The organism is Prevotella sp. RM4, from assembly GCF_000701965.1.
Classification (GTDB): Bacteria; Bacteroidota; Bacteroidia; order Bacteroidales; family Bacteroidaceae; genus Prevotella; species Prevotella ruminicola.
Genome location: NZ_JNKG01000007.1, coordinates 934,951 through 960,500, shown reverse-complemented (window position 1 = coordinate 960,500; position 25,550 = coordinate 934,951). Strand labels below are relative to the sequence as shown.

Genomic DNA, 25,550 nt, shown 5'->3' with positions numbered 1-25,550 from the left:
AATGGAAAAAAAAGTTGCTCTAATCACCGGTATTACCGGTCAGGACGGCTCATATCTGGCCGAGTTCCTTATTGAAAAAGGTTATGAGGTTCACGGTCTCATGCGTCGTTCATCTTCATTCAACACAGCCCGTATCGAACATCTTTATCTCGACGAGTGGGTTCGTGATATGAAAAAGGCTCGCCTTGTTAATCTCCACTGGGCAGATATGACCGATTCATCATCTCTGATCCGTGTCATCTCAAAGATTCGCCCAACCGAGATCTATAACCTCGCAGCCCAGAGTCATGTGAAGGTATCTTTTGACGTTCCCGAATACACAGCCGATACCGATGCTAACGGTGTGCTCCGCTTGCTGGAAGCCGTACGCATTGCAGGTTTGGCTGATACCTGCCGCATTTACCAGGCCTCTACATCAGAGCTCTACGGTAAGGTACAGGAAGTTCCACAGAGCGAGACTACCCCATTCTATCCCCGCTCTCCATATGCCGTAGCTAAGCTATATGGTTTCTGGATTATGAAGAACTATCGCGAATCATATAATATGTTCTGCTGCAATGGTATCCTCTTTAACCATGAGAGTGAGCGCCGTGGTGAGACTTTCGTTACCCGTAAGATCACATTGGCAGCCGCTCGTATAGCTCAGGGTTATCAGGACAAGCTTTATCTGGGTAACCTTAACTCACTGCGCGACTGGGGATATGCCAAGGATTACATCGAGTGCATGTGGCTCATCCTGCAGCAACCCGAGCCAGACGACTTCGTAATTGCCACTGGCGAATATCATACCGTTCGTGAGTTCGCAACCCTCGCCTTCAAGGAGGTTGGCATCGAGCTCGAATGGAGTGGCGACGGTGTTGACGAGAAGGGTTACGACAAGGCAACTGGCAAAGCACTGGTTGAAGTCGATCCTAAGTACTTCCGTCCTGCCGAGGTTGATCAGCTGTTAGGTAATCCTGCCAAGGCTAAGGCCAAGTTAGGCTGGAACCCACAGAAGACCTCGTTCGAGGATCTGGTAAAGATCATGGTTCAGCACGATATGAAGTTCGTTAAGAAACTCTTCTTAAAAGCTCACATGGACGATGCTCAGTAAAGAAAGTAAAATATATGTAGCGGGACACCACGGACTTGTGGGTTCCGCTATTTGGAATAATCTGCTTCAGCGAGGCTATACCAATCTGGTGGGCCGCACTCACAAAGAGCTCGACCTTACCGACCAGGTAGCCGTTAAGCAGTTCTTTGATGAAGAACACCCTGACGCCGTTGTGCTGGCAGCAGCTTTTGTAGGTGGCATCATGGCCAACTCACTGTATCGCGCCGACTTCATCATGATGAACATGAAGATTCAGTGCAATGTCATTAGCGAAGCCTATGCTCACGGTGTCAAAAAGCTGCTCTTCTTAGGCTCTACTTGCATTTATCCAAAGAACGCACCACAACCAATGAAGGAGGATTGCCTGCTCACTTCACCATTGGAATATACCAACGAGGAGTATGCTATCGCCAAGATTGCAGGCTTGAAGATGTGTGAATCCTACAATCTGCAGTATGGCACCAACTATATCGCAGTAATGCCTACCAACCTTTATGGTCCTAACGACAACTTCCATCTGGAAAACAGTCATGTGATGCCAGCCATGATGCGTAAGGTTTACCTAGCCAAGCTTATCCACGATAATGCATGGGATAAGATTGCCATCGACCTGAACAAGCGTCCGGTTGAAGGTGTCAACGGCGATGCTTCTCAGCAAGAAATCTTGACAGTTTTGGCCAAGTATGGTATTGAGAACAACAAGGTTACACTCTGGGGTACAGGCACACCACTTCGCGAGTTCCTTTGGAGTGAGGATATGGCTGATGCATCAGTTCACGTACTGCTCAATGTAAACTTCAGTGACATTATCGGCATCGAGAAGTATTCTTCAGTTCACTATGGTGCCTCTACCGATGGTGCTGTCGATCGCAACCATTCTGCAGGTCGCGGTGGAGCTATCCCCAAGTTAGGCGAAATCCGCAATTGCCATATCAATGTGGGTACAGGTAAAGAGCTAACTATCCGCGAGCTTTCCGAATTGGTTGTAAAAGCTGTTGGTTTCGAAGGAACTGTAGAGTTCGACACAACCAAGCCCGATGGCACTATGCGTAAATTGATTGACGTTTCAAAACTTCATTCTCTCGGTTGGACACACAAGGTAGAGATTGAAGATGGTGTAAAGAAACTTTTCGAATGGTATCGTTCAAGTTTAGATTAAAATAATTAACCCTCGCCAATCGGCGAGGGTTATTATTTATTACATATTCTTTTTCAAGGTTTCTTTCCAAGCCTCGTAAGCTGCACGGTAAGCAGCACGGTTCTGAGCATCTGGCTCAATCACCTCCAACTTATCCAGCGAAGCAAAAGCCTCAGAAGCATTAGCATAGATGCCAGCACCTAAGCCAGCACCCTTGGCAGCACCTACCGAGCCATCTGTATCATACAGTTCGATGGTTGCACCGCTCACACCAGCCAATGTATTACGGAACAATGGACTCAAGAACATGTTAGCCTTACCAGCGTGAATCTTCTTAATATCCATACCCATCTGCTGCATAATCTCCATACCATAGCAGAATGAGAATACGATACCCTCCTGAGCAGCACGAACCAAGTGAGCCTTGTTATGCTTATTAAAGTTCAAACCGTTGATTGAGCAACCAATCTCCTTGTTCTCCAATACACGCTCAGCACCATTTCCGAATGGAATCACTGTCACGCCCTCGCTACCAATGGGCACGCTGGCAGCCAGATCGTTCATCTCGGCATAACCAATCTCAGGTGTGATATTACGATGAGTCCAAGCATTCAAAATACCAGTACCATTAATACAAAGCAGCACACCCAGACGAGTCTGGTCTGCGGTATGATTCACATGTGCAAAAGTATTTACACGGCTCTGTGGATCGTAGTTCACATCACCAAGTACACCATAAACCACACCCGATGTACCTGCAGTTGCAGCAATCTCACCAGGATTCAATACATTCAGAGAGAGCGCATTGTTTGGCTGGTCACCACCTCTATAGGTGATAGGAGTACCAGCTTTCAGTCCCATTTCTGTAGCAGCTTCAGCACTTACTACGCTCTGCTCAGCAAAGGTTGGAACGATATCTGCAATCAGTGAATGATCGAATCCATAGTAATCCATCAGGAAATCAGCCACCTGATTATTCTTGAAATCCCAGAACATACCCTCTGACAGACCGCTGACAGTGGTATTAGCCACACCACTCAGTCGCATAGCGATATAATCACCAGGCAGCATTACCTTATATATTTTACTATAGAGTTCTGGTTCATTTTCTTTTACCCAAGCCAACTTGGCAGCGGTAAAGTTTCCTGGTGAATTCAACAGATGACTCAAGCACTTGTCAGCACCGAGATCCTTGAAAGCCTTCTCACCATAAGGTACAGCACGTGAATCGCACCAGATGATTGCAGGACGCAATGCCTTCAGATCCTTATCTACACAAACCAAACCGTGCATCTGATACGAGATACCCACAGCCTTAATCTCCTCAGCTGTAGCACCACTCTCTTTCATAATCTTCTGCAGACTCAATTTGGCATTATTCCACCACATCTGTGGATCCTGCTCTGCCCATCCAGCCTTTACAGCCATAATAGGAGCCTCCTTTTCAGGATAAAAAGCTGTTGCCACACACTTGCCGCTATCGGCGTTAACCAACGATGCCTTCACTGACGAGCTACCGACATCAAAACCTAATAGATATCTATTTGCCATAACAATTTAATAATGAATCTTTATTTATAGTACGTTTCAAATGCAAATTTCCCTAAATAATTTAATAAAAACGACTTTTTTCCATAAAAAAATGATTTTTTTACGTATTTTTGAGTTCAATTTAATTTTTTTGTTTACCTTTGCACATAGAATGATTAAAAATTGCGTATTAATATAATTCATATATGAAGAAGAAAATACTAATACTTGACGACAAAGAGACCATTGCAAAGGTTCTCTCTATTTATCTGATGAGCGACTACGATGTACAGTGGTTGCCCGATGGTTTGCAGGGTGTAAAGTGGCTGCAGGCAGGCAACACCCCCGACCTCATCATCTCAGATATTCGTATGCCAGGAATGCGTGGCGATGACTTTTTGGAGTGGATCAAGCAGAACGAACTGTTCAAGCAGATTCCTGTCATCATGCTTTCTAGCGAAGACTCCACCAGTGAGCGTATCCGCCTACTAGAGATTGGTGCCGAGGACTATATCGTCAAGCCCTTCAACCCCATGGAGTTAAAAATACGAGTAAAAAAGATTATTCCCTAAATAAATAATATGATAGGTGTTGTATATCTTGGCAGCAATCCCAAGACCGAGGAACGATTAAGGTACATCCCCGGTCGATTGGTGCAGTACACAAGAAATTACAAGGATGCGGCATCAGCGTGTTCAACGCATGTCCGTAACGAGCATTTTATTGTGTTTTACGAACAGGGCGAGCAAGACGCAGATATTAACGCCATCAACTATTTAAAGAAAAAGAATAAGCACATCTATATTATTCTGCTCACCAAGGAGCTTACTGCAGAGAACCGTTCGGTTTACCAGAAGAGTGGTATCAACGATACCCTTGATTGTAACGCTTCTATTACAGAACTTAATAAGAAGATTCAGTTTATTTCCGACCGTGAGAATATGCTGTTCGATGATCAGCAGCCTAAATACAGGATGTTACGTTTCAAGATTCCTCTTTGGAAGAGAGTCTTCGATGTACTATTCGCTATCATCGCACTCATTCTTACCTCTCCCATCTTCATACTCACGGCTATCGCCATCCGTTTGGAGAGTAAAGGTCCGGTTATCTTCAAGTCAAAACGTGTAGGTGCCAACTATACCATCTTTAACTTCTTGAAGTTCCGCTCTATGTATCAGGATGCCGAAGAGCGTCTGAAGGAGGTTGCCAAGGAAGCTGGCAACCAATATGCAGAAATGAGCAAAAAGGCTGAAATAACGCCTATGCCAATGCCCGATTTCGGCATGGGTGGCAACATGATGATTAGCGATGATACCGACATGATGATTGCCGACGATGAGGTAATGCTGGTAGGCGACGACTTCGTGATTTCCGAGACCGACTATAGCAAGGAGAAAAAAGAGGAAATTGATAACGCATTCGTTAAAATTGAGAACGATCCCCGCGTTACCAAGGTGGGCAAGTTCATCCGTAAATTCAGCATCGACGAGCTGCCTCAGCTTTTCAATATCCTCAAGGGAGATATGTCAGTGGTTGGCAACCGTCCTCTCCCACTCTATGAAGCCGAGAAGCTCACCATCGATACTAGTATCGACCGTTTCATGGCCCCAGCAGGTCTCACCGGTCTTTGGCAGGTTGAGGAGCGCGGAAAGGGTGGCATGATGTCAGCCGAGGAGCGCAAGCAACTCGACATCAAGTACGGCCAGACATATAATTTCTGGTTGGATATGAAGATCCTGTTCCGTACTTTCTTTGCCTTCGTACAGAAGGAAAATGTATAACTAAATCCCTATTAAAATGAACAGATTCAGACGATTGATATTCATTTTTGCAGCAGCTATAACCAGCACTACAGCCCTCGCTCAATTCAACGAGAGCGGTATCAGTGCAGGTTTCTTCGATTCCAGCAACGAAAAAGACATCAACTTTTCTGAATTCCGTTTGCCTCCATTGGCTGTTTTGTTTGAGAACGCAAAATCAAGCCCACAGATATTAACGCTTGAAAAGGCACGACAGTTAGCAGAAGCAGAAGTTGCTAAACAAAAAAGGCATATTTTTTCTTACGTTACTGGTCATGCAAGCTATAGCTACGGTATGGCAGATATGTGGGGTAATAGTTCATCTGCATATACTCAAACCCTTTATCAATATCAAGGCACTCAACAAGCTTATTGGAATCTCGGTATAAATCTTGCGATTCCCGTTGAAGACATTTTGGATTTAACAGCAGCTGTAAAACGCAAGAGACTTGAAGCAGAACAAGCTAATATTCAAAAAGACATAGCCTATGACCAACTAAAGCTCCAAATTGCCACACTATTTGTCAAAATCACGAACAATTTAGTATCCCTTAAGACATTAGGTGAAGCAGCAGCTGCCTATCAAGGAGCCGGTGCATTAAACAAGGAAGATTTTGAAAATGGAAACATGGACATCGCAGCATATGCAAACACCAAGATGCATGAAAGTGGACAAGTTTCAGGTTATCAAAGCTTGCAAACAGAAATAACAACTGACATTATTACTTTGGAGATTCTGACACATACTCCTATTATAACCAATGCAACAACAGAAATTACACTTGACAAAAGTATTGTCAAATCTGCCAAAGAAATTGCAAAAGAGAATAAAGCTACGGAAAAGCGAATCAAGAAATTAGAAAGAGAAGATAAAGAAAAAGAGATAAGATTGGAAAAGAAATTAGCCAAGGCAGAAGCCCAAGCTGCAAAAGCCGATTTAAAAGCCGCCAAAGCCGAGGCAAAAGCAGCAAAAGCGGCAGCCAAGGCTGCAAAAAAAGCCAAATAAATAAACATATTTGCGACTATGGATCTATTTAGATATATTGTAAGATTTCTATTCAAAATAAGATGGTATCTCATCATCCTACCAATGATAGCATTGGTAGTGGCCTGGTTTTCCACGCGAAACTTGGAACGTGTATTCGATACAAACACAACCATATATACCGGTATGATTACCGGATATAATCTTGAAGGAGGATCAGGAACCGCTGGAGGTAATTCACAAACAAACATTACTAACCTCATTCTTTTAATTACAACCGATGCTACAATTCATGAGGTTTCTTTGCGTTTATTTGCACGCTGCATGATGTACGGAAATCCCAATAAAGACAATAACTATATCTCTGCAGAACATTTCCGTGCTTTATATAATAGTGTACCAACTGAAGTAAAAGCCCTTATCAATCATAATAGCGAAAATGCGACTTATGCCAACCTCAAGGCTTATGAACGCCCATCAGCAGATAACTATGTATTTGGTTTAACTAATTATCACCAATATTTCGGCATCAATAGTATTGTTAGCCGCATTAAAGTGGTTCAACTGCAAAGAAGTGATATCATCGACATTGGCTATTCTTGCAATGATGCTGGTATTGCATATAACACCTTAGACATATTGAATGAAGTATTTGCTCGCCAATATGCAATATTACGCTATGGAGAAACTAATAATGTTATCAAATTCTTTGAAAGAGAGGTTGCCAGATTATATAGAATTTTGTCAAATGCGGAAGACGATCTTATTCGCTATAATATTGAAAAAAGGATTATTAACTACCAAGAACAGACCAGTCAATTGACGGCACTTGACGCAAGCCAGAAAGCATCAGATAACAACTTAATTATTGATAAAACCACCACTCGTGCTCTGATGAACTATTTAGAGCGTCAGTTGGGCGATCGAGCAAAAATCATTAAAGCAAACAGAGACTTCACTGACCAGGTCACTGATATTTCTCGTATTCAATCACGTATATCAAATTTAAAACTGATGAATAGCGAAGGAGGTGGCAACGAAGTCGAGTCCCAGATTGAGCTTGCAAAAGCCGAAAAGATGCTTCAAAATGCGTCCAATAATGTCAGAAGTTTAGTAAAAGACATCGAGTCTGGCAATTACAACACCGAATCTGGTGTTAAAGCAAGTGATATGGTAAATAAATGGCTAGATCAGGTTCTGCTATTAGAAAAAGCCAAGGCCCAAGAATCAGCCCAAGACATTATGCGCGAAAAGTTAGATAATGAGATTCTGTATTACGCACCTATCGGCGCAACATTATCAAGAAAAGATCGTCATATTAGTTTCATTGAAGGCAACTACATGGAAATGCTTAGAGCGCTCAACTCGGCCAGACTTCGTCAAAAAAACCTTCAGATGTCGACAGCCACATTGCGTGTGCTCAATCCTCCCATGTTTCCCATGAATGCTCAGCCTACTAACAGAATGATGACATTGTTAGGAGCATTTGTGTTATCATTCATCTTTGTCGCATTATATTTCTTCATCATAGAGTTGTTGGATCGTACGCTTCGCGATCGTATGCGTTCTGAACGCATTACTCAGATTCCTGTTATGGGTTGCTTCCCCAAAGAAAGCAATTTGCGTTATCGTCGCTTCAACAAAACGATTGCAGATATGGCTCTTCGCCAACTCAGTAAGGCACTTCTTCCCCACTTCGAAGAAGGCAAGCAGAATGTACTTAACCTGATTTCTACCGATGCTGCCAATGGTAAGAGTTATATTGCTCAGGAATTAGAGAATTATTGGATTTCAATTGGCCTTCAGGTACGACGAATAACATATGATGAAGATTACCTGGCTGAAGATAGCCGTTTCATCATGGCTAAAGATATCAAAGATATCTGTCCTGATTTATTGCCAAATGAGATTGCCATTGTCGAATATCCAAACTTAGACGACAACTCCATTCCTCCCGCATTACTCAACATGGGAACTATCAACCTGATGGTTACTCGTGCCAATCGCACGTGGAAAGATGTAGACCAAAAAGCATTAAAGGAATTAAACGAAAGATTGGAGAACAAGAATTCTCTGTTTATGTACTTAACAGAATGCCAGCGTTATGCTGTTGAAGAGTTTGTAGGCCAGTTACCACCATACACATCATTCAACAACTTCATCTATCGTATGTCACAGATGGGTCTGACCGCAGTTGAAAATAGTCATGCAAAATAATAAATGGTAAATAAAGTTTATTCAAATAGACTATCCGAATATGCCCATGAAAACGGAGGAAGAGTAATCATTCTCTTTCTCCTATTTTTGCTTGTAATATACGAATTTCTCCATAGCGGATATACCATTTTTACCATCATTTGTTTATCACCTTTACTGATTTTCGCTGCATATACTTCTTTCAAATGGAAAATGAGTGCGTTTTGGGCATTAATAATTATCAATTACATACTCCAGATGAAAGACAGCCCACTACCTGGCGGAGTTCCAATGTCATTATGGGATGAGATCTTAGAATTGATGCTAATTTTATTAGCAATCTTAGATATAAGAAAAGAAACTCACTTTGGAAGATGTCTAAATCTAATGATGATGGGGGTTCTTTCATGGCTTGGATTTTGCATTTTACAATTATTCAACAACACCTGTGACCTTGGTATGGATGTAGCAGCATGGTTTACAAGTTTTCGTCTTATAGCCCTTCAACTTTTATGGATTCTGATTGTATTCTGTATTTATATTACGACTCCCAAAAGACTTCTCAACTATCTCAGACTTTGGGCAATATTAGCTCTTTTCTCAGCATTTTGGACATGGAAACAAAAAATAATTGGATTTACCGATACAGAGTATGCTTGGCTATATTATGGCCCAGGACAAACAACGCACCTCTTAAACGCGCGAACGCTCGTAAGGTATTTCTCAACTTTTAGTGATGCTGCTAACTACGGATGTAATGCAGCAGCTTCTTCTGTTACATTTTTCATCATAGCCATTACAAGTAAAATTAAGTGGGAAAAAATATTCTTTCTAATAGTGGGAGGGGCTGTCATCTGGGGGATGTTCCAATCAGGAACACGTACCGCAATATTTTCTTTAGGAGCAGGATTATTTGCTTATGTAATTTTATCAAAATCTATTAAAATAGCTATTCCATTCGGTATTTTTCTTGCATTTTGTATGATAATCCTTGTATTTACAAATATAGGAAACGGAAATCAACAAATAAGAAGAATGAGATCTGCCTTTGATAAGAAAGATGCATCAGCAAGCGTTAGAGATATAAACCAAGAGGCCATAAAAAAATATTTAAGTGATGCACCATGGGGATTAGGCATAAGTTCAACTCAAGCAAACATCCCTGTCAATAATAAATATCGAAAGGTATCAGATATTCCACCCGACTCAGAATATGTCTACATATGGGTTCATACAGGAATTATTGGAATAACATTCTTTTTAATATGCATGCTCATTATGTGGTTGGGAGCATGTTGGATTGTTATGTTTAAACTCCGAAGCCCTTCATTAATTGGCATAGGAGGCGCCTTATGTTGTGCTTTTCTTTCTATTCAACTAAGTGCATATGCTAACCAAGTATTATTCCAGTACCCCAACGGATTAACTTTTTTTGGAGGACTTGCAATTGTTCACATTTTACCATATATAGAGCCTGCATGGATTGAATACGAGCAACAACGCCTAAAGGAGCAAGAAGAAAAGAAAAGATTAAAAATAGAGAAGAAACTTGCAAAACGAGTGTAAATTGTCCATCATCACCATCAATTACAATGGTCTGAAAGATACCTGCGAATTGATTGAGTCCATCCCCTTCAATAGCAATATGGAGGTGATAGTGGTTGATAATGCCTCAAAAGAAGATGAAGCAAGCACAATTTCAGAGAAGTATCCGCATGTCAAAGTCATACGAAGCAACCTAAACTTAGGTTTTGCCGGTGGCAACAACTTAGGTATTAAGGAAGCTCAGGGGAAGTATATACTACTTATTAATAACGATACCTATATCAAAGAGTTCAAGATAGATCCGCTCATTGAGCGACTTGAATCATCAGACAAGATAGCTATTGCATGTCCCAAGCTTCGTTTTGCATGGGGAAACAACCCTATACAATTTGCAGGCTACACCCCATTGTCCCCAATAACAGTCAGGAATCAAGCCATTGGCTTTGGCGAAGAAGATAATGGCCAATACGATACAGCGCACCCTACTCCATATGCTCATGGAGCAGCCATGCTGATAAAACGTGAGGCCATAAGCAAGGTTGGACTTATGCCAGAGTGTTTCTTCCTCTATTACGAAGAACTCGATTGGTCAATGATGTTTACCCGAGCTGGCTATGAGATATGGTACGACCCTGCTTGCACTGTATACCACAAAGAAAGCCAAGCAACAGGCCAAAACAGCCCCCTCCGCACCTATTACATCACCCGTAACAGGTTGCTCCTCGTCAAGCGTAATTATAAAGGTATCAACAAATACCTATCATATATATACCTTATAGGTATCGTCGCCCCTCGCGACATAATCAAATATACCCTCCAAGGCAGATTAAACCTAGTCAAAGCTGTCTATAGAGGAATAAAAACTTTCAACTCTCAACTCTCAACTGTCAACTGAAGAATTATGGATTTCTGGATTATACTATATATCATCGATTGGATACTATTTATCCCTGTTGCAGGAACAGTACTCTATCTCGGAGTCTTTTCTGTAGCCTCTCTTTTCACTCGAAACACTGTTCAAAATAAAGCTAAAATCCAAAACCGCATTGCTGTTATCATTCCATCACATAAACAAGACAACGTCATTGAACAAGCAGTTGTTTCCATCTTAAGCCAGGATTACCCACAGCGTCTATTCGACGTGGTTGTTGTATCCGACCATCAAACAGAAATAACAAATATGCGATTGGCTCAATACCCAATCACATTATTGACTCCCGATTTTGCTGAAAGTACCAAAGCAAAATCCCTTCAATACGCAATTCTCAAATTACCGGAATTTAAAATTTACGATATTGCCCTTGTATTGGATGCAGATAACATTGTTGAACAAGACTTCCTCACCAAAGTAAACGATGCGTTTGAAACGGCAGCCACAAAGGCCATCCAAATGCATCGTATCTCTCGAAATAGAGATACAGCAGCTGCACGCATGGGCTCCATCTTTGAGGAAATCAACAACAACATCTTCCGTAAAGGCCATATCAACTTAGGAATTTCTGCAGCATTGGCTGGATCAGGAACGGCATACGACTTTACCTGGTTCAAGGCCAATGTGATGAAGGCCAAAACAGCTGGCGAAGACAAAGAGCTGGAAGCACTTTTATTGAAACAAGGTTATTTTATCGATTACTTCGATAATATCTTATTATATGGTGAGAAGAAGAGAACCACCAGCAAGATGAACGAGCAACATAGCCGATGGACTTTGCAACAGTTCCAGAACCTGCTTAAAAATATTCGATATTTACCTGGAGCACTCCTACGTAAGCAATATGATTGGGCCGATAAGCTTATTCAATGGATGTTGATGCCTCGTACTAGCATGATAGGCATCATGATGTTTATGAGCATCCTACTCCCGTTTATCTATTTATCAATGGCAGTCAAATGGTGGGTTGTCAGCTCTGCTGTTCTTTTCTTTTTTGCTTTAGCAACACCAGATTATCTGGTGGATGAGATGTGGGACCGCACATTCTTACGTTCTCCATTTGTAACATTATGGGGAATCATCAGTACTAATTTTTTTAATAAGAAAAAGAAAACCAACTAAATAAACAATAAATTATGATTTGGCAGATATTACACATTATCGACGTTACCCTCTGGGTTATTATCTTAGGTTCAGTTGCCTATGTAGCATTTTTTGCAATTATCTCGTTATTTTATGAGAAAGAAGATCGCGTTGCTATTCATGCTGCAGCACTAACCAATAGGATGACAAAATTCCTTATACTCTATCCGGCCTATAATGAGGATCGCGTCATCATCAATGCTGTGGAGCATTTCTTAGAGCAGGATTATCCAGATGACTTATACACTGTAGCAGTTATTTCTGACCATATGAAGCCAGAGACTAATGAGTATTTAAGCACACTCCCCATTAAGCTTCTTACCCCGACATTCGAGAAAAGTTCAAAAGCCAAGGCTATGCAGTATGCAATTGATGAGATTCAAGAAACATTCGACAATGTAGTTGTACTTGATGCCGATAATGTAGTACGTCCAGAATTTCTGTCACAACTAAACGTCTTATGTTCTGTTTATGACGCTATCCAGTGCCATCGCTGTGCCAAGAATGCAAATAACGATGTTGCTGTACTTGATGGCGCAAGCGAGGAGATTAACAACACCATCTTCCGAAAGGCCCATAACCGTCTGGGGTTGTCTTCTGCTTTAATTGGATCTGGTATGTGCTTTAATTACGAACTATTTAGAAAGAACGTTTTCCAGCTTTCAACAGCAGGTGAGGACCGTGAGATGGAGGCCTTGCTACTCCATCAGGAAGTATTTATCAAATATGCCCCAGAGATTCACGTGTTCGATGAAAAGGTTAGCAACCAGGACAACTTCCAAAAGCAGCGCATGCGCTGGATGACTGCTCAGGTTCAGAGCCTCATGAGTAACCTGCCAAAGATTCCAGGTGCTTTAATACATGGTAAAATCAACTTTGTTGACAAGACTATCCAACAGGCTTTAATACCACGTTCAATTCTGATTGTTCTATTAACTGGTATATCCATATTTGTAACGCTAACCATCCCAGAATGGTGCGAAAAATGGTGGATTACATTGGCGATATTAGGTCTGTCTTTATTTGTAGCCATCCCCAAGGAAATCCGTTTCCGTTCATTCTCTAAGGTATTTACAATTCCTGGGCTGGTACTACGCATGCTCAAAAACATCCTCCATATGGATAGGAAAAATACAGACTTTATACATACCGAACATACAACATAAAGAAATGAGTAACATAATGATTTTTATCTGTGCCCATAAGGAAGTACAATTACCACAACATCCTTATTTCCTCCCTGTTCAAGCGGGAGCGGCTTTACATGAACCTATAACTGGTTTTCAACCAGATAACGAAGGAGATAACATTTCAGATAAGAATCCACATTTTTGTGAACTCACATGCCACTATTGGGCATGGAAAAATCTAAAGGACGTAGATATTGTTGGGCTCAATCATTATCGCCGCTACTTTGATTTCGCAAGGAAGTGGCCTCAATTCTCTCCTGACAAGCATTTCATTCAGACAGAAGATTTTCTCAAACGTCCATATCAATTCCCTGATTTAGAAAAGCTTCTATCAAAATACGACATTATTCTTCCTGTTGCTCGTCACTGGCGAGTTAGCAATACCCAACAGTATGCAGACTATCATATTGCAAAAGACTGGGAAATGCTTCGTCAGATTATCAAAGAACGTTCTCCTCAATACGTACCCGCTTTTGAAAGGACAATGGATCACTGCAACAAATCTGTTGGTTACAACATGTTTATCACACATTGGAAGCACTTCGACGCATATTCAGAATGGTTATTCGATATCCTTTTCGAGGTAGAGAAACGCGTCCCACCTATAGACGATCCCATCCAGAGTCGCATATATGGCTATATGAGCGAAAGACTTATTAATGTCTTTTGCGAATACTATCATCTTAAAATCAAACACATACCACTAATTATGTCATTGGATGAATATGATAATGATCAAAACATTAGCGACATCAGAGCAACATTTCGCAGAATTAAGAACGATTATATATATAAAATACACAGATAATTTGGTAATCTCAATTAATTTTCCTATTTTTGCAAAAAATAAGCATTATGGCAAAAGACTGGGATATCATTATAACTAATAACAGTAATCTATTCAAGATTGATTTAGGTGAAGTATGGCGTTACCGCGACCTCTTGACAATGTATGTTAAGCGCGATATCGTGACGTTTTATAAACAGACCATATTGGGACCTTTATGGTTTGTAATTCAACCCCTATTCACCACCATCATGTTTATGTTTGTATTTGGTGGGATTGCGGGTATCTCTACAGATGGGATTCCTCAAGCAGTTTTCTACCTAGCAGGCCTTGTTTGTTGGAATTATTTCCAGGATTGTCTAAGCAAATGCTCTGATACATTCAATGCCAATCAGGCCATTTTTGGAAAGGTATATTTCCCCAGATTGGTAGTTCCCCTCTCTATTGTCATATCCAATCTTATCAAAATGGGTATACAATTTGTACTGTTTCTGGTTGTTTACATCTATTATTTTGCGTCAGGCATTGTCTTCCATATAAATGCAGCCATACTATTAGTACCATTGCTCATTATCATGTTAGGAGGCCTCGGGCTCGGTTTCGGTATGATTATATCATCTATGACTACCAAATACCGTGATTTGAGATTTCTCATTACTTTCGGTGTTCAGCTATGGATGTATGCAACTCCTGTCATCTATCCTCTTTCTGTAATGAAAGAGACATACCCCCAATATATATGGGTATTGGTAGTAAACCCATTGACAGCTATCTTAGAGAGTTTTAAATACGCATTTACAGGAGTTGGCGAATTCAACTGGTATTATTTAAACTATAGTTTTATATTCACTATTGTGATTCTCTTACTAGGCATAGTCATCTTCAACAGAGTACAACGAAACTTTATGGATGTAATATAGTATAATGACATGAAAGCACCACAAGATTATGTAAAAGTCTGCCAAGACCGAGTATTTGGCAAAGAAAATAGGTTCTACCTTATGGGAGTTGCTATTTTCTGGATCTTTTTTTACCATTTCTATTGCTGGTTCAAAGGAAACCTACCATGGTGGATTTATTTTTTTAGCGAAGGACAAACCGGTGTTGATATATTCTTATTCCTCAGTGCATACGGTCTTGAAGCATCATTAAGAAAAAACAGAATCATGTGCTTTTATAAAAACAGAATAAAACGGTTATTTCCTGTTTATTTTTTATTCCTTGCAGTCGTTTTTTGCTTTTATCCAAACACGCCATTATACTCGATACTAATACAATGTTTGGGTCAACTAACAGGTTTTTCACTTATACAAGTCAATTCGTTTTTCTCAACCAATTTTGAATTCGACTGGTTTACACCTGCATTAATTGTATTTTACATATCATTTCCTCTTTTATCTATCACTTTGAATAAGATATCAAAGGAATCTGAAATAATTGAATTTTTTTCACTAATTGCCGTAATCATTTTGAGCCTATTATCATTAAGAGAGATTCAACTACCAATAAAATCACTTATATATCGTTTACCCATAATTATGTTGGGGATTTTTACATATATCCACCTATCTGATCAGAAATATAACAGACTAATCTCTATTTACCTTCTGGCTTTTATTGGAGGTTTATTTAGTAACCAACATTGGTTTTTATCATCTACCTCAATACCTATTGCATTTTTGGCTTTGTCCTTAACTGACGTTGTTCGTCCCTTATATCATTTTTTTAGTCTTCTTGGACGTCACTCGTACGAGATATACTTAGCGCACATTTTCCCTGTAACAAACTTTTTTATGCTCAATATATTTAACAACATCTATATACATATATTAATTACTATAATCTGGACAATTATAGTTGCTACCATTTTCAGCTATGTTCAAAAAATCTATTATAAAACAATAAATAAAATACGAAAATGAAAAATACGGTTATAGAATTTAATCATGTTGGAAAACAATATATACTCGGGACAATTGGTACTGGTACACTCAGCCAGGATCTTAACAGATTATGGGCCCATATTAGAGGTAAGGAAGACCCATATCTTAAAATTGGTGAAATGAACGACCGAACAAAAAAAGGAAATAGCAGATTTGTATGGGCGCTAAATGACATCAATTTCAGAGTAGAACAAGGAGATGTGGTTGGTATTATTGGTAAAAATGGGGCTGGCAAATCCACACTTTTAAAAATTCTCTCCCGTGTTACCTCACCCACAACAGGAGATATCAAAATCAAAGGTCGAATTGCCTCTTTACTCGAGGTTGGTACAGGCTTCCATCCCGAAATGACAGGCCGTGAGAATATTTTTATGAATGGTTCTATCATGGGTATGACCAAAACAGAAATCAAGAGCAAATTCGACGAAATTGTTGATTTTGCTGGCGTAGCCAAATACGTAGACACTCCTGTAAAGCGCTATTCCTCAGGTATGATGGTTCGTCTAGGCTTTGCTATAGCAGCGCATTTGGAACCCGAGATTTTAGTTGTAGACGAGGTATTAGCTGTTGGTGATGCTGAGTTCCAGAAGAAAGCCATTGGCAAAATGCAAGACGTTAGTAAAGGCGAAGGACGTACAGTTCTTTTCGTAAGTCATAACATGGCTGCGGTGAAGAGTCTTTGCACTAAAGGAATTGTATTACAGGCAGGAAGAGTTGCATTTAACGACAATATTGACAAGTGTTTGAATTATTATCTTTCTTATGAAAACGATTCTGAAGATGGCTTCATTCTTGATAATATTAAATATAAGAAAGCAACTATTGAATTAAAAAAAATTACAATAAATGAATCTGAATATCGATATAGTAATATTAAAGGAAACCAGGACACTTTGTCTATTCACATAGAAGGAGCTACTAAAGAAGATATAAAAACTGATGTCATGTTGATTCTTAAGAATAAAGAAGGAACCCCCTTGGCTTCCTTTGCGGAAGGGCATTATAAAGGTCAACTTCAATGTATACCAAGTGGGAATTTCGTGATTGACAAACATATAAGATTGCCCCATTTTCTGACCAAGGGAAAAATATACTGCGATCTAATGATGCATCATCCAATGGTAGAATGGCAACTACAAATACCAAATTGTTGCATATTAGAATGCGATGGATACCAAGAAGGATTTGGTAGCGCAATTAATCAAAAACAATGGGGCTTAATGGGATTAGAAAGTAAAAATGAATGAATTATGAGAAAAGACATTATCACAGTGACATCCCCTCTTTTACCTAATCTAGAGAGTTTCAAGGACTTGTTAGAAGAGATTTGGGAAAGCAAATGGATTACGAACAATGGCTCATTCCATAAGCAATTAGAATTGGCACTATCTAAATATCTTAAGGTTCCATATGTAAGCCTATTCACGAATGGAACTCTACCGTTAATAACGGCATTGCAAGCATTAAGAATTACAGGTGAAGTCATAACAACTCCATTTAGTTTTGTTGCAACTACACATTCACTTTGGTGGAATGGTATAAAACCTGTTTTTGTTGATATTGATCCCCATAATGGATGTATTGACCCAAATAAGATAGAAGCAGCAATTACGCCCAGAACAACGGCAATTATGCCAGTTCATGTATACGGCACTCCATGCGACACCAAGGCAATTCAAAATATTGCCGACAAATATGGTCTTAAAGTTATATATGATGCAGCACATGCCTTTGGAGTTGAATTCAATGGAGAAAGTATTCTTAATGCCGGAGATTTATCTACGCTTAGTTTTCATGCCACAAAAGTTTTCAACACCATAGAAGGTGGAGCTATGATTATGCACGATGAAAAGACAAAACAAAGAATTGACTACCTTAAGAACTTTGGATTTGCAAATGAAATAGAAGTTGTAGCTCCGGGCATAAATTCCAAAATGGACGAAGTTAGAAGCGCATTTGGTTTATTGAATTTAAAAGAAGTTGATGATAGTATAAACAAACGCCAGATCGTTGCAACAAAATATCGTGAAGCACTACGTAATACGAAAGGAATCACCTACTGGAATGATATTCAAGGTGTGAGACATAATTACTCTTATTTTCCAATTTTCGTTGACACAGAAGAATATGGAATGAGTCGTGACGATTTGTATACTAAAATGAAAAGAAACAACATATATGGAAGAAGGTATTTCTATCCATTAATAAGTACATTTTCTACATATCGAGGATTACCTAGCGCAACAAAGGAGAATCTCCCCATTGCAACAAAACTTGCTAACGAAGTCATATGTCTGCCCATACATCATTTACTCGGGCAAGAAGATATAAACAGAGTCATAGATTGTATCGTTAATAAATAATTTATAACCCGAAGATATATGAACATATTAGTTACCGCCATTGGTTCGATGTCTGCAGAATGTGTGCTTTCGAAGCTAAAAGAAATGCAACATTTTGTTGTCGGAATTGATATATATCCTAAGAAGTGGCATTATGAAACAAGTATCTGCGACATTTTTTCACAAGCACCTTTTGCAAAAAACGAAAAGGATTATATCAGTTTTCTTTTAAAAACATGCCTAAAGTATAACATTGAATACATAATTCCACTTACAGACCTCGAAATTGACATCATTAACAAGAATCGCACAATTTTTGAAGAAAAAAGAATCATATTATGTATGCAACGTCCAGAAGTTCTTAACATTGTAAGGAACAAATTCCGCCTACATTCTTTTTTTCTTAATGATCCATTAATTCCATCATTAAAAACCCACCTACTAAGCGAAAATGATACCCAATTCACATTCCCTGCAATTGTAAAACCATATAACGGCAGAAGTAGCGAGGGTTTAATGTTGATAAAAAACGAACTACAAATATCATCTATCGAACACCCAGAAAACTACATCATTCAAGAGTATAAAGATGGTTATATTTATACAGTTGATTATTGTCGTTCCTCCATTTCTCAAAAAGACGTTGCTATTCCAAGACGTGAACTTTTAAGGACAAAAAATGGAGCAGGATTAACAATAGAAATAGTTTCAGACAAGAAATTAGAACAAATCGCTTCACGTATAGGAAATGAATTGAACATTAATGGATGTGTAAATATGGAGTTTATCTATAATAATAAAAAATATTATCTTATTGACATAAACCCACGATTTTCTGCCGGCATTGCCTTCTCTGTTATATCAGGTTATGATATGATTAAAAATCATCTAAATTGCTTTATCGATAAAGACATTGATTCAAAACCCCAAATAAAGAAAGGTATTATCATCAAAAAATACACTGAGGTTACAATTTGAATAAACTATCTCGTGTTTTCAAGAAACCAGACAGGACTCCACTTACATTTCTGAGTTTTTCACAATAGTTGCATCATATATATTATATTTGTATCTAAAGGAAATATGTATAACAATAACGAACATAATAAGCACCTAGTTAGTATCGTCTGTGATGTATTTAATCACGAAGACTATCTTAGGGACTGTCTTGAAGGACTTGTAAAGCAAAGAACCAACTTTGATTATATTATACTCATTCATGACGATGCCTCAACTGATAGTTCACCCAAAATCATTAACGAATATGTAAATAAGTATCCACACTTATTCATGCCTCTATTTCAGAAAGAGAACCAACATTCCAAAGGAATTGGGATATGGAAAACATATCAGTTTCCAAGAATTCATACAAAATATGTCGCATTTTGTGAAGGAGATGACTATTGGACTGACTCGATGAAACTACAAAAAGAAGTAGACTTTCTGGAATCTCACCCCGAATGTACAGCCGTATATGGCAATATAATTGTAAGGGACGAAACACTCACACCTATACAAGAAAAACGATCTTCAGAACCAGCTAGGTATGTTTCCAAAGAAGAGGTATTAGGAGGAATGTTATTCCCAATTGGATCTGTATGTGTAAGACATATAGTCATTGACAATTGGAGCGATTCTATTCAAGCAAATGGAGACATGTTATTATCATATATATCAACATCAATAGGAAAAGCCTACATCATGGATGATTGTATGTCTGTATACAGACGCACAGGCAAAGGCATAAGTACATCAAGAGACCACGTAAAACAATTAATTGCTGAGCTCAAAGAATGGTATCTATTTCACAAACAATTATGTTTTCCCGTTCCGTACACATTGATTCTATTTCAATCTAAATCGATTGCAAGATTTATAAGCAAAGAAGGATTAAAAAAATTCCCAATAAAAAAAATTATTAAATACATTAGAACATCATATTTACCTTTGTATATATATTACATGAGTACACTATTATATAAACATATTAAAAATACATTGAAATTAAAATTTCAAACCGTTCGATACAATGGAAAAAAGAATTAATTGGATAGATTGGGCAAAGACCATATGCATGTTCCTTGTTATCCTTGGCCATACTCATGTAGATAATTCCGGACTATTTGTGAAAAAGATTATTTACACATTTCATATGCCACTTTTTTTCTTTCTTTCCGGGCTTCTATGCAAAAAAATAATATCAAAGGAATCCGTCACAAAAGATTGTAAATTAATTTTAGTCCCATACATTTTCTATGGAACTATTAGCATTTTCATTCCATATCCAATTGCACCACAGATGATTTTGTCTTACCTGCATAAAATGACAATTGGATCAGATTCATCAATCGGAGCGATATGGTTCCTTCCTGCCTTATTTATATGTAAGCAAATAGGAACTGTAATCATCTGTATATCACATAGACATACTAAATTATTATTCTCACTTGTAATTATCTCATTTATACCAACGTATTATGTTAAATATGTGGATTTTCCTTTCTTTTTAAGTTCTGCACTATGCGGTTTACCCTATTATCTAATTGGGTTTATTTTTATGAAATACTTGTATATATTTCACTATTTAAATAATAGAATATTACTCTTATTGAGTACAATATTATCCATAGTAACAATACTATTATCATACACCCATGGTTTTGTCGCATTAGCCGGACATTCTTACGGAGATAACATTTATTTATACTATATAAACGCCATAACAGGAATACTTGCTGTAACATGCATATGCATGCAAATTGGGAATAAACATACGCGATTTACATATGTCTCAGCATATGGCAACATCGCAACAATATGGTCTCATGGAGTTATTCTATCATTTCTTCATTATTATTTATTCCGTATAATAAACATAAGCATCACCGATTATTCCATCTACACAGCCATAGTTTTTTCAACAATTACATCTATTTGCAGCTTCTATATAATTATTTTTCTAGATAAAAAATGTCCAACCCCTTTCGGGTTAAGAGGAGCCCTTTAATTTAAATTTAGAAACAATTGTTTTTTTCAACATTATCATAAAACGGTACTTACTATAGTTGTAAGATTTATATAAATCAATAATCATTTCTGAAATAGAATCCCTAATTAAAGCACGTTCAAAGAACACCTTTGAAATTGTATCGTCAACATAATCAGAAGATACAATCGGAAAATTTTCTTTTAGACACATAAAATGTCCTGGATTGTTCATAGTACATCGAACCAAAGCTTTTTTATTATATGTGAGTCCATCTCTCTGAATTCTATAAACAGACATTTTTTCGTGCATTCCGCGTATTTTCCCCACCATAGCACACGACAAAATTACAAAAATATCATAATTCTGGATTAGTTCAGAATGTTTTAGATCTGCATAAAATTTCATTGCTTCTCTTCTACAAAGAACTGAAGCAGTAGGGATTGTCCAATTAACAAAGATATCAGTTGGAGAATAATCTTTGTCTAGAATATTCTCACAATTTATCCACGCATTCGCATTCGTCTCATATTGTTTCTCAGCACTATGGAAACACATGGAATAATCAGAATTTCCATCCAGGAACTCCACTTGTTTTTGTAATTTATGAGGGTCTGTCCAATAATCATCCCCCTCACAGAAAGCAATATACCTACCTCTACAATAATTCTTATTCATAATATCAATTATGTGTTTCAAGCCCCCATTCTTCCATTGATTTTCGCTCTCAACAACAGGCTTTATTATATTTGGGAACTTACTCGCATACTCAAGCACAATTTCTGTTGTACCATCTGTGGAAGCATCATCATGCACGATAACTTCAAATGGGAAATTCGTCTTTTGGGAAACGAATCCATTCAATGCATCTTTAATATAGTCTCTTTGATTATATGTAAGACACCAAACAATCACAACCGGCTGTTCCATATTATTCTATATATTTTAAGAAGAAAAAACAATTTTTTTTCTGCCAACCAAAACTTTATTTTCTCTTTTTTCCCGTAATTTAAAAATCTCCATAATGTATTAACATTTGGGAAGACTTCTCTATATGCCCGAGAATCCCACGTCTGTTTTACCAGAAAGTTACTCTTGATATTAAACTTTCGAAGATTCAGTTTATTTTTTACCTCCTCATCTAAAACTTTCTTATCTTCTAAGAATTTTTCAACCTCCTTTACAATCTCTATATGATCATATAAACTTCTTCGCCTTTGGTAAGACAATTTAAGTTGATTTCCATGAACATAATGATAGAAGGCTTTATTTAATGCGACGAACGATCTTGCATAATAGAACAATTTGATAGTTATTGCATAATCTTCTCCAATGTCTATCCCAGAAGTAATAGAAAAACACTTAAATAATTGTTTCCTAATCAACAATTTCCACAGAACAGGACTTACATCATAATTAATACATCTAACCATATTCTCATAACATGTGTCCGCATAATTTTCATGATGATATAATGAGTTATCATTTCCCAACTCATCTATATAATCACATCCTATTATATCAACCAGTCCACCTTTCGTCGCATCAACCATTTTTTCTATCGCATCATTATCTATCCAATCATCCGCATCTACAAAATATATATAATCTCCTTTGGCATTTTCAATACAGTCTTTCCTTGACTTTGCAACTCCCTCATTCTCCTTATGAGTTATAATAGTATATCTATCTGAATCAATACCATATTTTTTAATAGCCCTTTTCAATATTTCAAGACTCATATCGGGAGAATTATCATTCACAAAAACATAATACAGATTTGAATACGTTTGAGTAAAAACCGTATCAAGCATCTTTTCCAGAAAATTCTCAACCTTATAAATTGGAATTAGAACAGAGACTTTTATACTATCGTTCATAATAAATCATCTAATGAATTTGACCAATAGAGTACCTATAGTATACAGAACCTTATCAAGCAAAAAATGACGACGTAGTACTGGAGTTAATGTCTGAGTTAAACATTCTGATTTTTTCATTGTCTCACAGTCTGCTAAGACACGAGGCGGAAACAATTCATGTAATACGCGTTCTTTTTCTTCCCACATCAATTCTGGATTAGTTGAACTAACCCCTCCCATATCAAATATTGTCACATAGTCGTCGACATATCTAAGTGAACAATTGTTTAAAATAATTGCTTGAACGAAAAACTTCCAATCAGAAACAATTCTGAGATTCTCGTCATAAGGAAAAAACTTAAGTAATTGCGTTCTTATAAAGGAGCCTTGATGAGGTACTGTTGCCGAATATAAATAATATAGCGAAATTTCTCTCATCGGAGGTTCAAATAGCATTTTTTTATTTTCTGAGACAACCTTACCGACAATAATGTCTTCTAAAAAGTCCAATTTACTAAAACAATATAAAACATCACCGTCATAAAAGCAATCACCAGAGTTAATAAAAACACAATAGTCACCATGAGCTTGAGCGACTCCCTTATTCATTGCATGGAAAATGCCATTATCTTGTTCCGACACCCAATAATCCACAGAAGAAGAATATTCCTTTATTACCTCTACACTGCCATCTGTAGAACCACCATCAATAATAATAAATTCATAATCATCATAGGTTTGTCCTACAATACTATCTATTGTCTGACGCAAGCCATCTTTATTGTTATAGTTTATCGTAATAACAGAATATCTCATCTTTCATTTTTTTACAAAAATACAATTTTTTTCTTATAATACAAACTAAATACGAAAAAAAATATGAAAAACATATTAATATGCCAAAAACGCCTTAGTCAAACAAGAAAATCCTCATATTAATAGACCTTGGCCAACCATTCCATAAAGAAGTAATCATAAACACGATATGTATTGTCAATTTGCGTTATAAGATCGTTCTTTAACAACAATTTCACTGCCGACTGGACAGAACTAGCAGAATTGAGATTATATTTCTTAATAAACTTCGAAGATGTAATATTACAAGCAATACCCTCTTTTGCAATTGCTTGAAGAACAGTTTTTTGCTTGGGAGGGAGTTTTGAAAGCAAATCCTTATAGCTTGCCTCCTGCAACATGACAATATTATGTTGAGCTTCCACAATAATTTCTTCACGACAAGTATCTTTATCATTTGTCAATGAAAATAATTCATTCATCATCATTTGAACGAACCATGTATAGCCATCATACAAGTTCCAGACCTTTTCAATTACAGATTGTTCTATATGTTTATCTCGCTTTTCGAAGAGCCTCATGGCAAAATCCGAATATACATTCAGAGGAATTGGTTCCAAGCCCATACTAATTGCACTCTGATAGAATGGTTTTGATGGCGAGTTAAACATATTGCTCATCACATGACGTTTACTACCAGAGAATATAAATTGAGCTTTTGTGCATTTCTGAATCTTAGTTCTAAGTAAAGCTTCAACATTTTTTTCTGCATACTCTCCTATCTGCTGAAATTCGTCAATAGCAACTATACAAGGTTTATCAGCCTCTTCAATATAGGCAAATATTTCATCAAGCGTTGTTTGTGGAGCCTGGACATCGCCCAGTCCTAAATCGAAACTGGGGGCCCCCGTCATCGCATCAAGTTTAAAGCCCATTCTAAAAGAAGATATTGTTTGAAAGAACTTTTCCTTCCATTTAGTTGGCTGTGGTTTAAGCTGCTCATATAAATCTTTACCAAGCGTATATACAAGTTCTGCCAGTGATGTAGTAGCATATATATCGACAAAGAATACATGATAGTTTTCCTTTATATCTTCTTGACAAAAGAAATGCTGTATCAAACCAGACTTACCTATACGACGAGGCGAGATCAAAGCGACATTTCTCCCGTTATGTATTTGTTTGCGAAGAAACTCCGTCTCCTCCACTCGATCGCAGAAATACTCATCTGACAGGTATTTTCCAACTACAAAAGGGTTGTTTACATATACTTCATTCATACCAA

The 25,550-nt window shown here is 37.9% G+C and carries 23 protein-coding genes; 18 read left to right on the top strand and 5 right to left on the bottom strand.

Annotated features, from left to right (window positions below; genetic code table 11):
• Nucleotide 1: 1 nt before the first annotated feature.
• Both gmd and T499_RS0105085 read left to right on the top strand, forming a co-directional pair.
• On the top strand, nucleotides 2-1,093 hold the full coding sequence (gmd, locus tag T499_RS0105090) for a GDP-mannose 4,6-dehydratase (protein WP_033149968.1): 1,092 nt from the start codon (nucleotides 2-4) through the stop codon (nucleotides 1,091-1,093).
• Nucleotides 1,083-2,252: a GDP-L-fucose synthase family protein gene (locus tag T499_RS0105085; protein ID WP_033149967.1), complete on the top strand. Its 1,170-nt coding sequence runs from the start codon at nucleotides 1,083-1,085 to the stop codon at nucleotides 2,250-2,252. Before gmd ends, T499_RS0105085 begins: the two co-directional genes overlap by 11 nt.
• A 39-nt stretch (nucleotides 2,253-2,291) precedes the next feature.
• On the opposite strand, the gene T499_RS0105080 is transcribed toward T499_RS0105085, so the two are convergent.
• Nucleotides 2,292-3,782 carry a xylulokinase gene (locus T499_RS0105080; protein ID WP_033149966.1) on the bottom strand — a complete coding sequence of 497 codons (1,491 nt, stop codon included), beginning with the start codon at nucleotides 3,780-3,782 and terminating at the stop codon, nucleotides 2,292-2,294.
• A gap of 185 nt (nucleotides 3,783-3,967) precedes the next feature.
• On the opposite strand from T499_RS0105080, the gene T499_RS0105075 reads away from it, so the two are divergent.
• The 16 genes from T499_RS0105075 to T499_RS14435 all read left to right on the top strand — a co-directional run bounded on the left by T499_RS0105075 (nucleotide 3,968) and on the right by T499_RS14435 (nucleotide 21,629).
• Nucleotides 3,968-4,333 carry a response regulator transcription factor gene (locus T499_RS0105075; protein WP_013063705.1) on the top strand — a complete coding sequence of 122 codons (366 nt, stop codon included), beginning with the start codon at nucleotides 3,968-3,970 and terminating at the stop codon, nucleotides 4,331-4,333.
• A gap of 9 nt (nucleotides 4,334-4,342) precedes the next feature.
• A complete protein-coding gene (locus T499_RS0105070) occupies nucleotides 4,343-5,542 on the top strand; it encodes a sugar transferase (RefSeq protein WP_033149965.1) in 1,200 nt (399 codons plus the stop codon).
• Between the two features lie 16 nt (nucleotides 5,543-5,558).
• On the top strand, nucleotides 5,559-6,566 hold the full coding sequence (locus T499_RS14100) for a TolC family protein (protein WP_052173429.1): 1,008 nt from the start codon (nucleotides 5,559-5,561) through the stop codon (nucleotides 6,564-6,566).
• A 165-nt stretch (nucleotides 6,567-6,731) separates the two neighbouring features.
• Entirely contained in the window at nucleotides 6,732-8,762 is a 2,031-nt protein-coding gene (locus T499_RS0105060; protein ID WP_232221050.1) for a GumC domain-containing protein, read from the top strand.
• A gap of 3 nt (nucleotides 8,763-8,765) precedes the next feature.
• Nucleotides 8,766-10,307, top strand: coding sequence for an O-antigen ligase family protein (locus tag T499_RS0105055; RefSeq protein ID WP_084162902.1), 1,542 nt, complete (start codon nucleotides 8,766-8,768; stop codon nucleotides 10,305-10,307).
• Nucleotides 10,291-11,181 (top strand): glycosyltransferase family 2 protein, encoded by an 891-nt coding sequence (locus T499_RS0105050; RefSeq protein WP_033149962.1) that lies wholly within the window; start codon nucleotides 10,291-10,293, stop codon nucleotides 11,179-11,181. The genes T499_RS0105055 and T499_RS0105050 overlap by 17 nt, the downstream gene beginning before the upstream one ends.
• 6 nt (nucleotides 11,182-11,187) lie before the next feature.
• Nucleotides 11,188-12,339: a glycosyltransferase family 2 protein gene (locus tag T499_RS0105045; RefSeq protein ID WP_033149961.1), complete on the top strand. Its 1,152-nt coding sequence runs from the start codon at nucleotides 11,188-11,190 to the stop codon at nucleotides 12,337-12,339.
• Between the two features lie 14 nt (nucleotides 12,340-12,353).
• Nucleotides 12,354-13,526 (top strand): glycosyltransferase family 2 protein, encoded by a 1,173-nt coding sequence (locus T499_RS0105040; RefSeq protein WP_033149960.1) that lies wholly within the window; start codon nucleotides 12,354-12,356, stop codon nucleotides 13,524-13,526.
• Nucleotides 13,527-13,530: 4 nt separating this feature from the next.
• A complete protein-coding gene (locus T499_RS0105035) occupies nucleotides 13,531-14,358 on the top strand; it encodes a DUF4422 domain-containing protein (RefSeq protein WP_033149959.1) in 828 nt (275 codons plus the stop codon).
• A gap of 47 nt (nucleotides 14,359-14,405) precedes the next feature.
• The gene (locus T499_RS0105030) at nucleotides 14,406-15,257 is read left to right on the top strand and encodes an ABC transporter permease (RefSeq protein WP_033149958.1); all 852 of its coding nucleotides are present in this window, start codon (nucleotides 14,406-14,408) and stop codon (nucleotides 15,255-15,257) included.
• 9 nt (nucleotides 15,258-15,266) lie between these two features.
• Nucleotides 15,267-16,259, top strand: a complete 993-nt coding sequence (locus T499_RS15135; RefSeq protein ID WP_033149957.1) for an acyltransferase family protein — start codon at nucleotides 15,267-15,269, stop codon at nucleotides 16,257-16,259.
• Nucleotides 16,256-17,527: an ABC transporter ATP-binding protein gene (locus T499_RS0105020; protein ID WP_033149956.1), complete on the top strand. Its 1,272-nt coding sequence runs from the start codon at nucleotides 16,256-16,258 to the stop codon at nucleotides 17,525-17,527. Before T499_RS15135 ends, T499_RS0105020 begins: the two co-directional genes overlap by 4 nt.
• Nucleotides 17,528-17,530: 3 nt before the next feature.
• Nucleotides 17,531-18,643, top strand: a complete 1,113-nt coding sequence (locus T499_RS0105015) for a DegT/DnrJ/EryC1/StrS family aminotransferase (protein WP_033149955.1) — start codon at nucleotides 17,531-17,533, stop codon at nucleotides 18,641-18,643.
• Nucleotides 18,644-18,661: 18 nt separating this feature from the next.
• A complete protein-coding gene (locus tag T499_RS0105010; RefSeq protein WP_052173427.1) occupies nucleotides 18,662-19,600 on the top strand; it encodes an ATP-grasp domain-containing protein in 939 nt (312 codons plus the stop codon).
• A 105-nt stretch (nucleotides 19,601-19,705) separates the two neighbouring features.
• Nucleotides 19,706-20,668, top strand: coding sequence for a glycosyltransferase family 2 protein (locus T499_RS0105005; RefSeq protein WP_052173425.1), 963 nt, complete (start codon nucleotides 19,706-19,708; stop codon nucleotides 20,666-20,668).
• The gene (locus T499_RS14435; RefSeq protein WP_084162901.1) at nucleotides 20,652-21,629 is read left to right on the top strand and encodes an acyltransferase family protein; all 978 of its coding nucleotides are present in this window, start codon (nucleotides 20,652-20,654) and stop codon (nucleotides 21,627-21,629) included. Before T499_RS0105005 ends, T499_RS14435 begins: the two co-directional genes overlap by 17 nt.
• On the opposite strand, the gene T499_RS0105000 is transcribed toward T499_RS14435, so the two are convergent.
• The 4 genes from T499_RS0105000 to T499_RS0104985 form a co-directional block, all read right to left on the bottom strand.
• Nucleotides 21,612-22,538, bottom strand: a complete 927-nt coding sequence (locus T499_RS0105000) for a glycosyltransferase family 2 protein (RefSeq protein WP_052173422.1) — start codon at nucleotides 22,536-22,538, stop codon at nucleotides 21,612-21,614. The two genes, T499_RS14435 and T499_RS0105000, sit on opposite strands and share 18 nt — an antisense overlap.
• Nucleotides 22,520-23,488: a glycosyltransferase family 2 protein gene (locus tag T499_RS14095; protein WP_052173420.1), complete on the bottom strand. Its 969-nt coding sequence runs from the start codon at nucleotides 23,486-23,488 to the stop codon at nucleotides 22,520-22,522. Before T499_RS14095 ends, T499_RS0105000 begins: the two co-directional genes overlap by 19 nt.
• A gap of 6 nt (nucleotides 23,489-23,494) precedes the next feature.
• Entirely contained in the window at nucleotides 23,495-24,286 is a 792-nt protein-coding gene (locus tag T499_RS0104990; RefSeq protein ID WP_033149954.1) for a glycosyltransferase family 2 protein, read from the bottom strand.
• Nucleotides 24,287-24,405: 119 nt separating this feature from the next.
• Nucleotides 24,406-25,545 carry an AAA family ATPase gene (locus tag T499_RS0104985; RefSeq protein WP_033149953.1) on the bottom strand — a complete coding sequence of 380 codons (1,140 nt, stop codon included), beginning with the start codon at nucleotides 25,543-25,545 and terminating at the stop codon, nucleotides 24,406-24,408.
• Nucleotides 25,546-25,550: the final 5 nt, after the last annotated feature.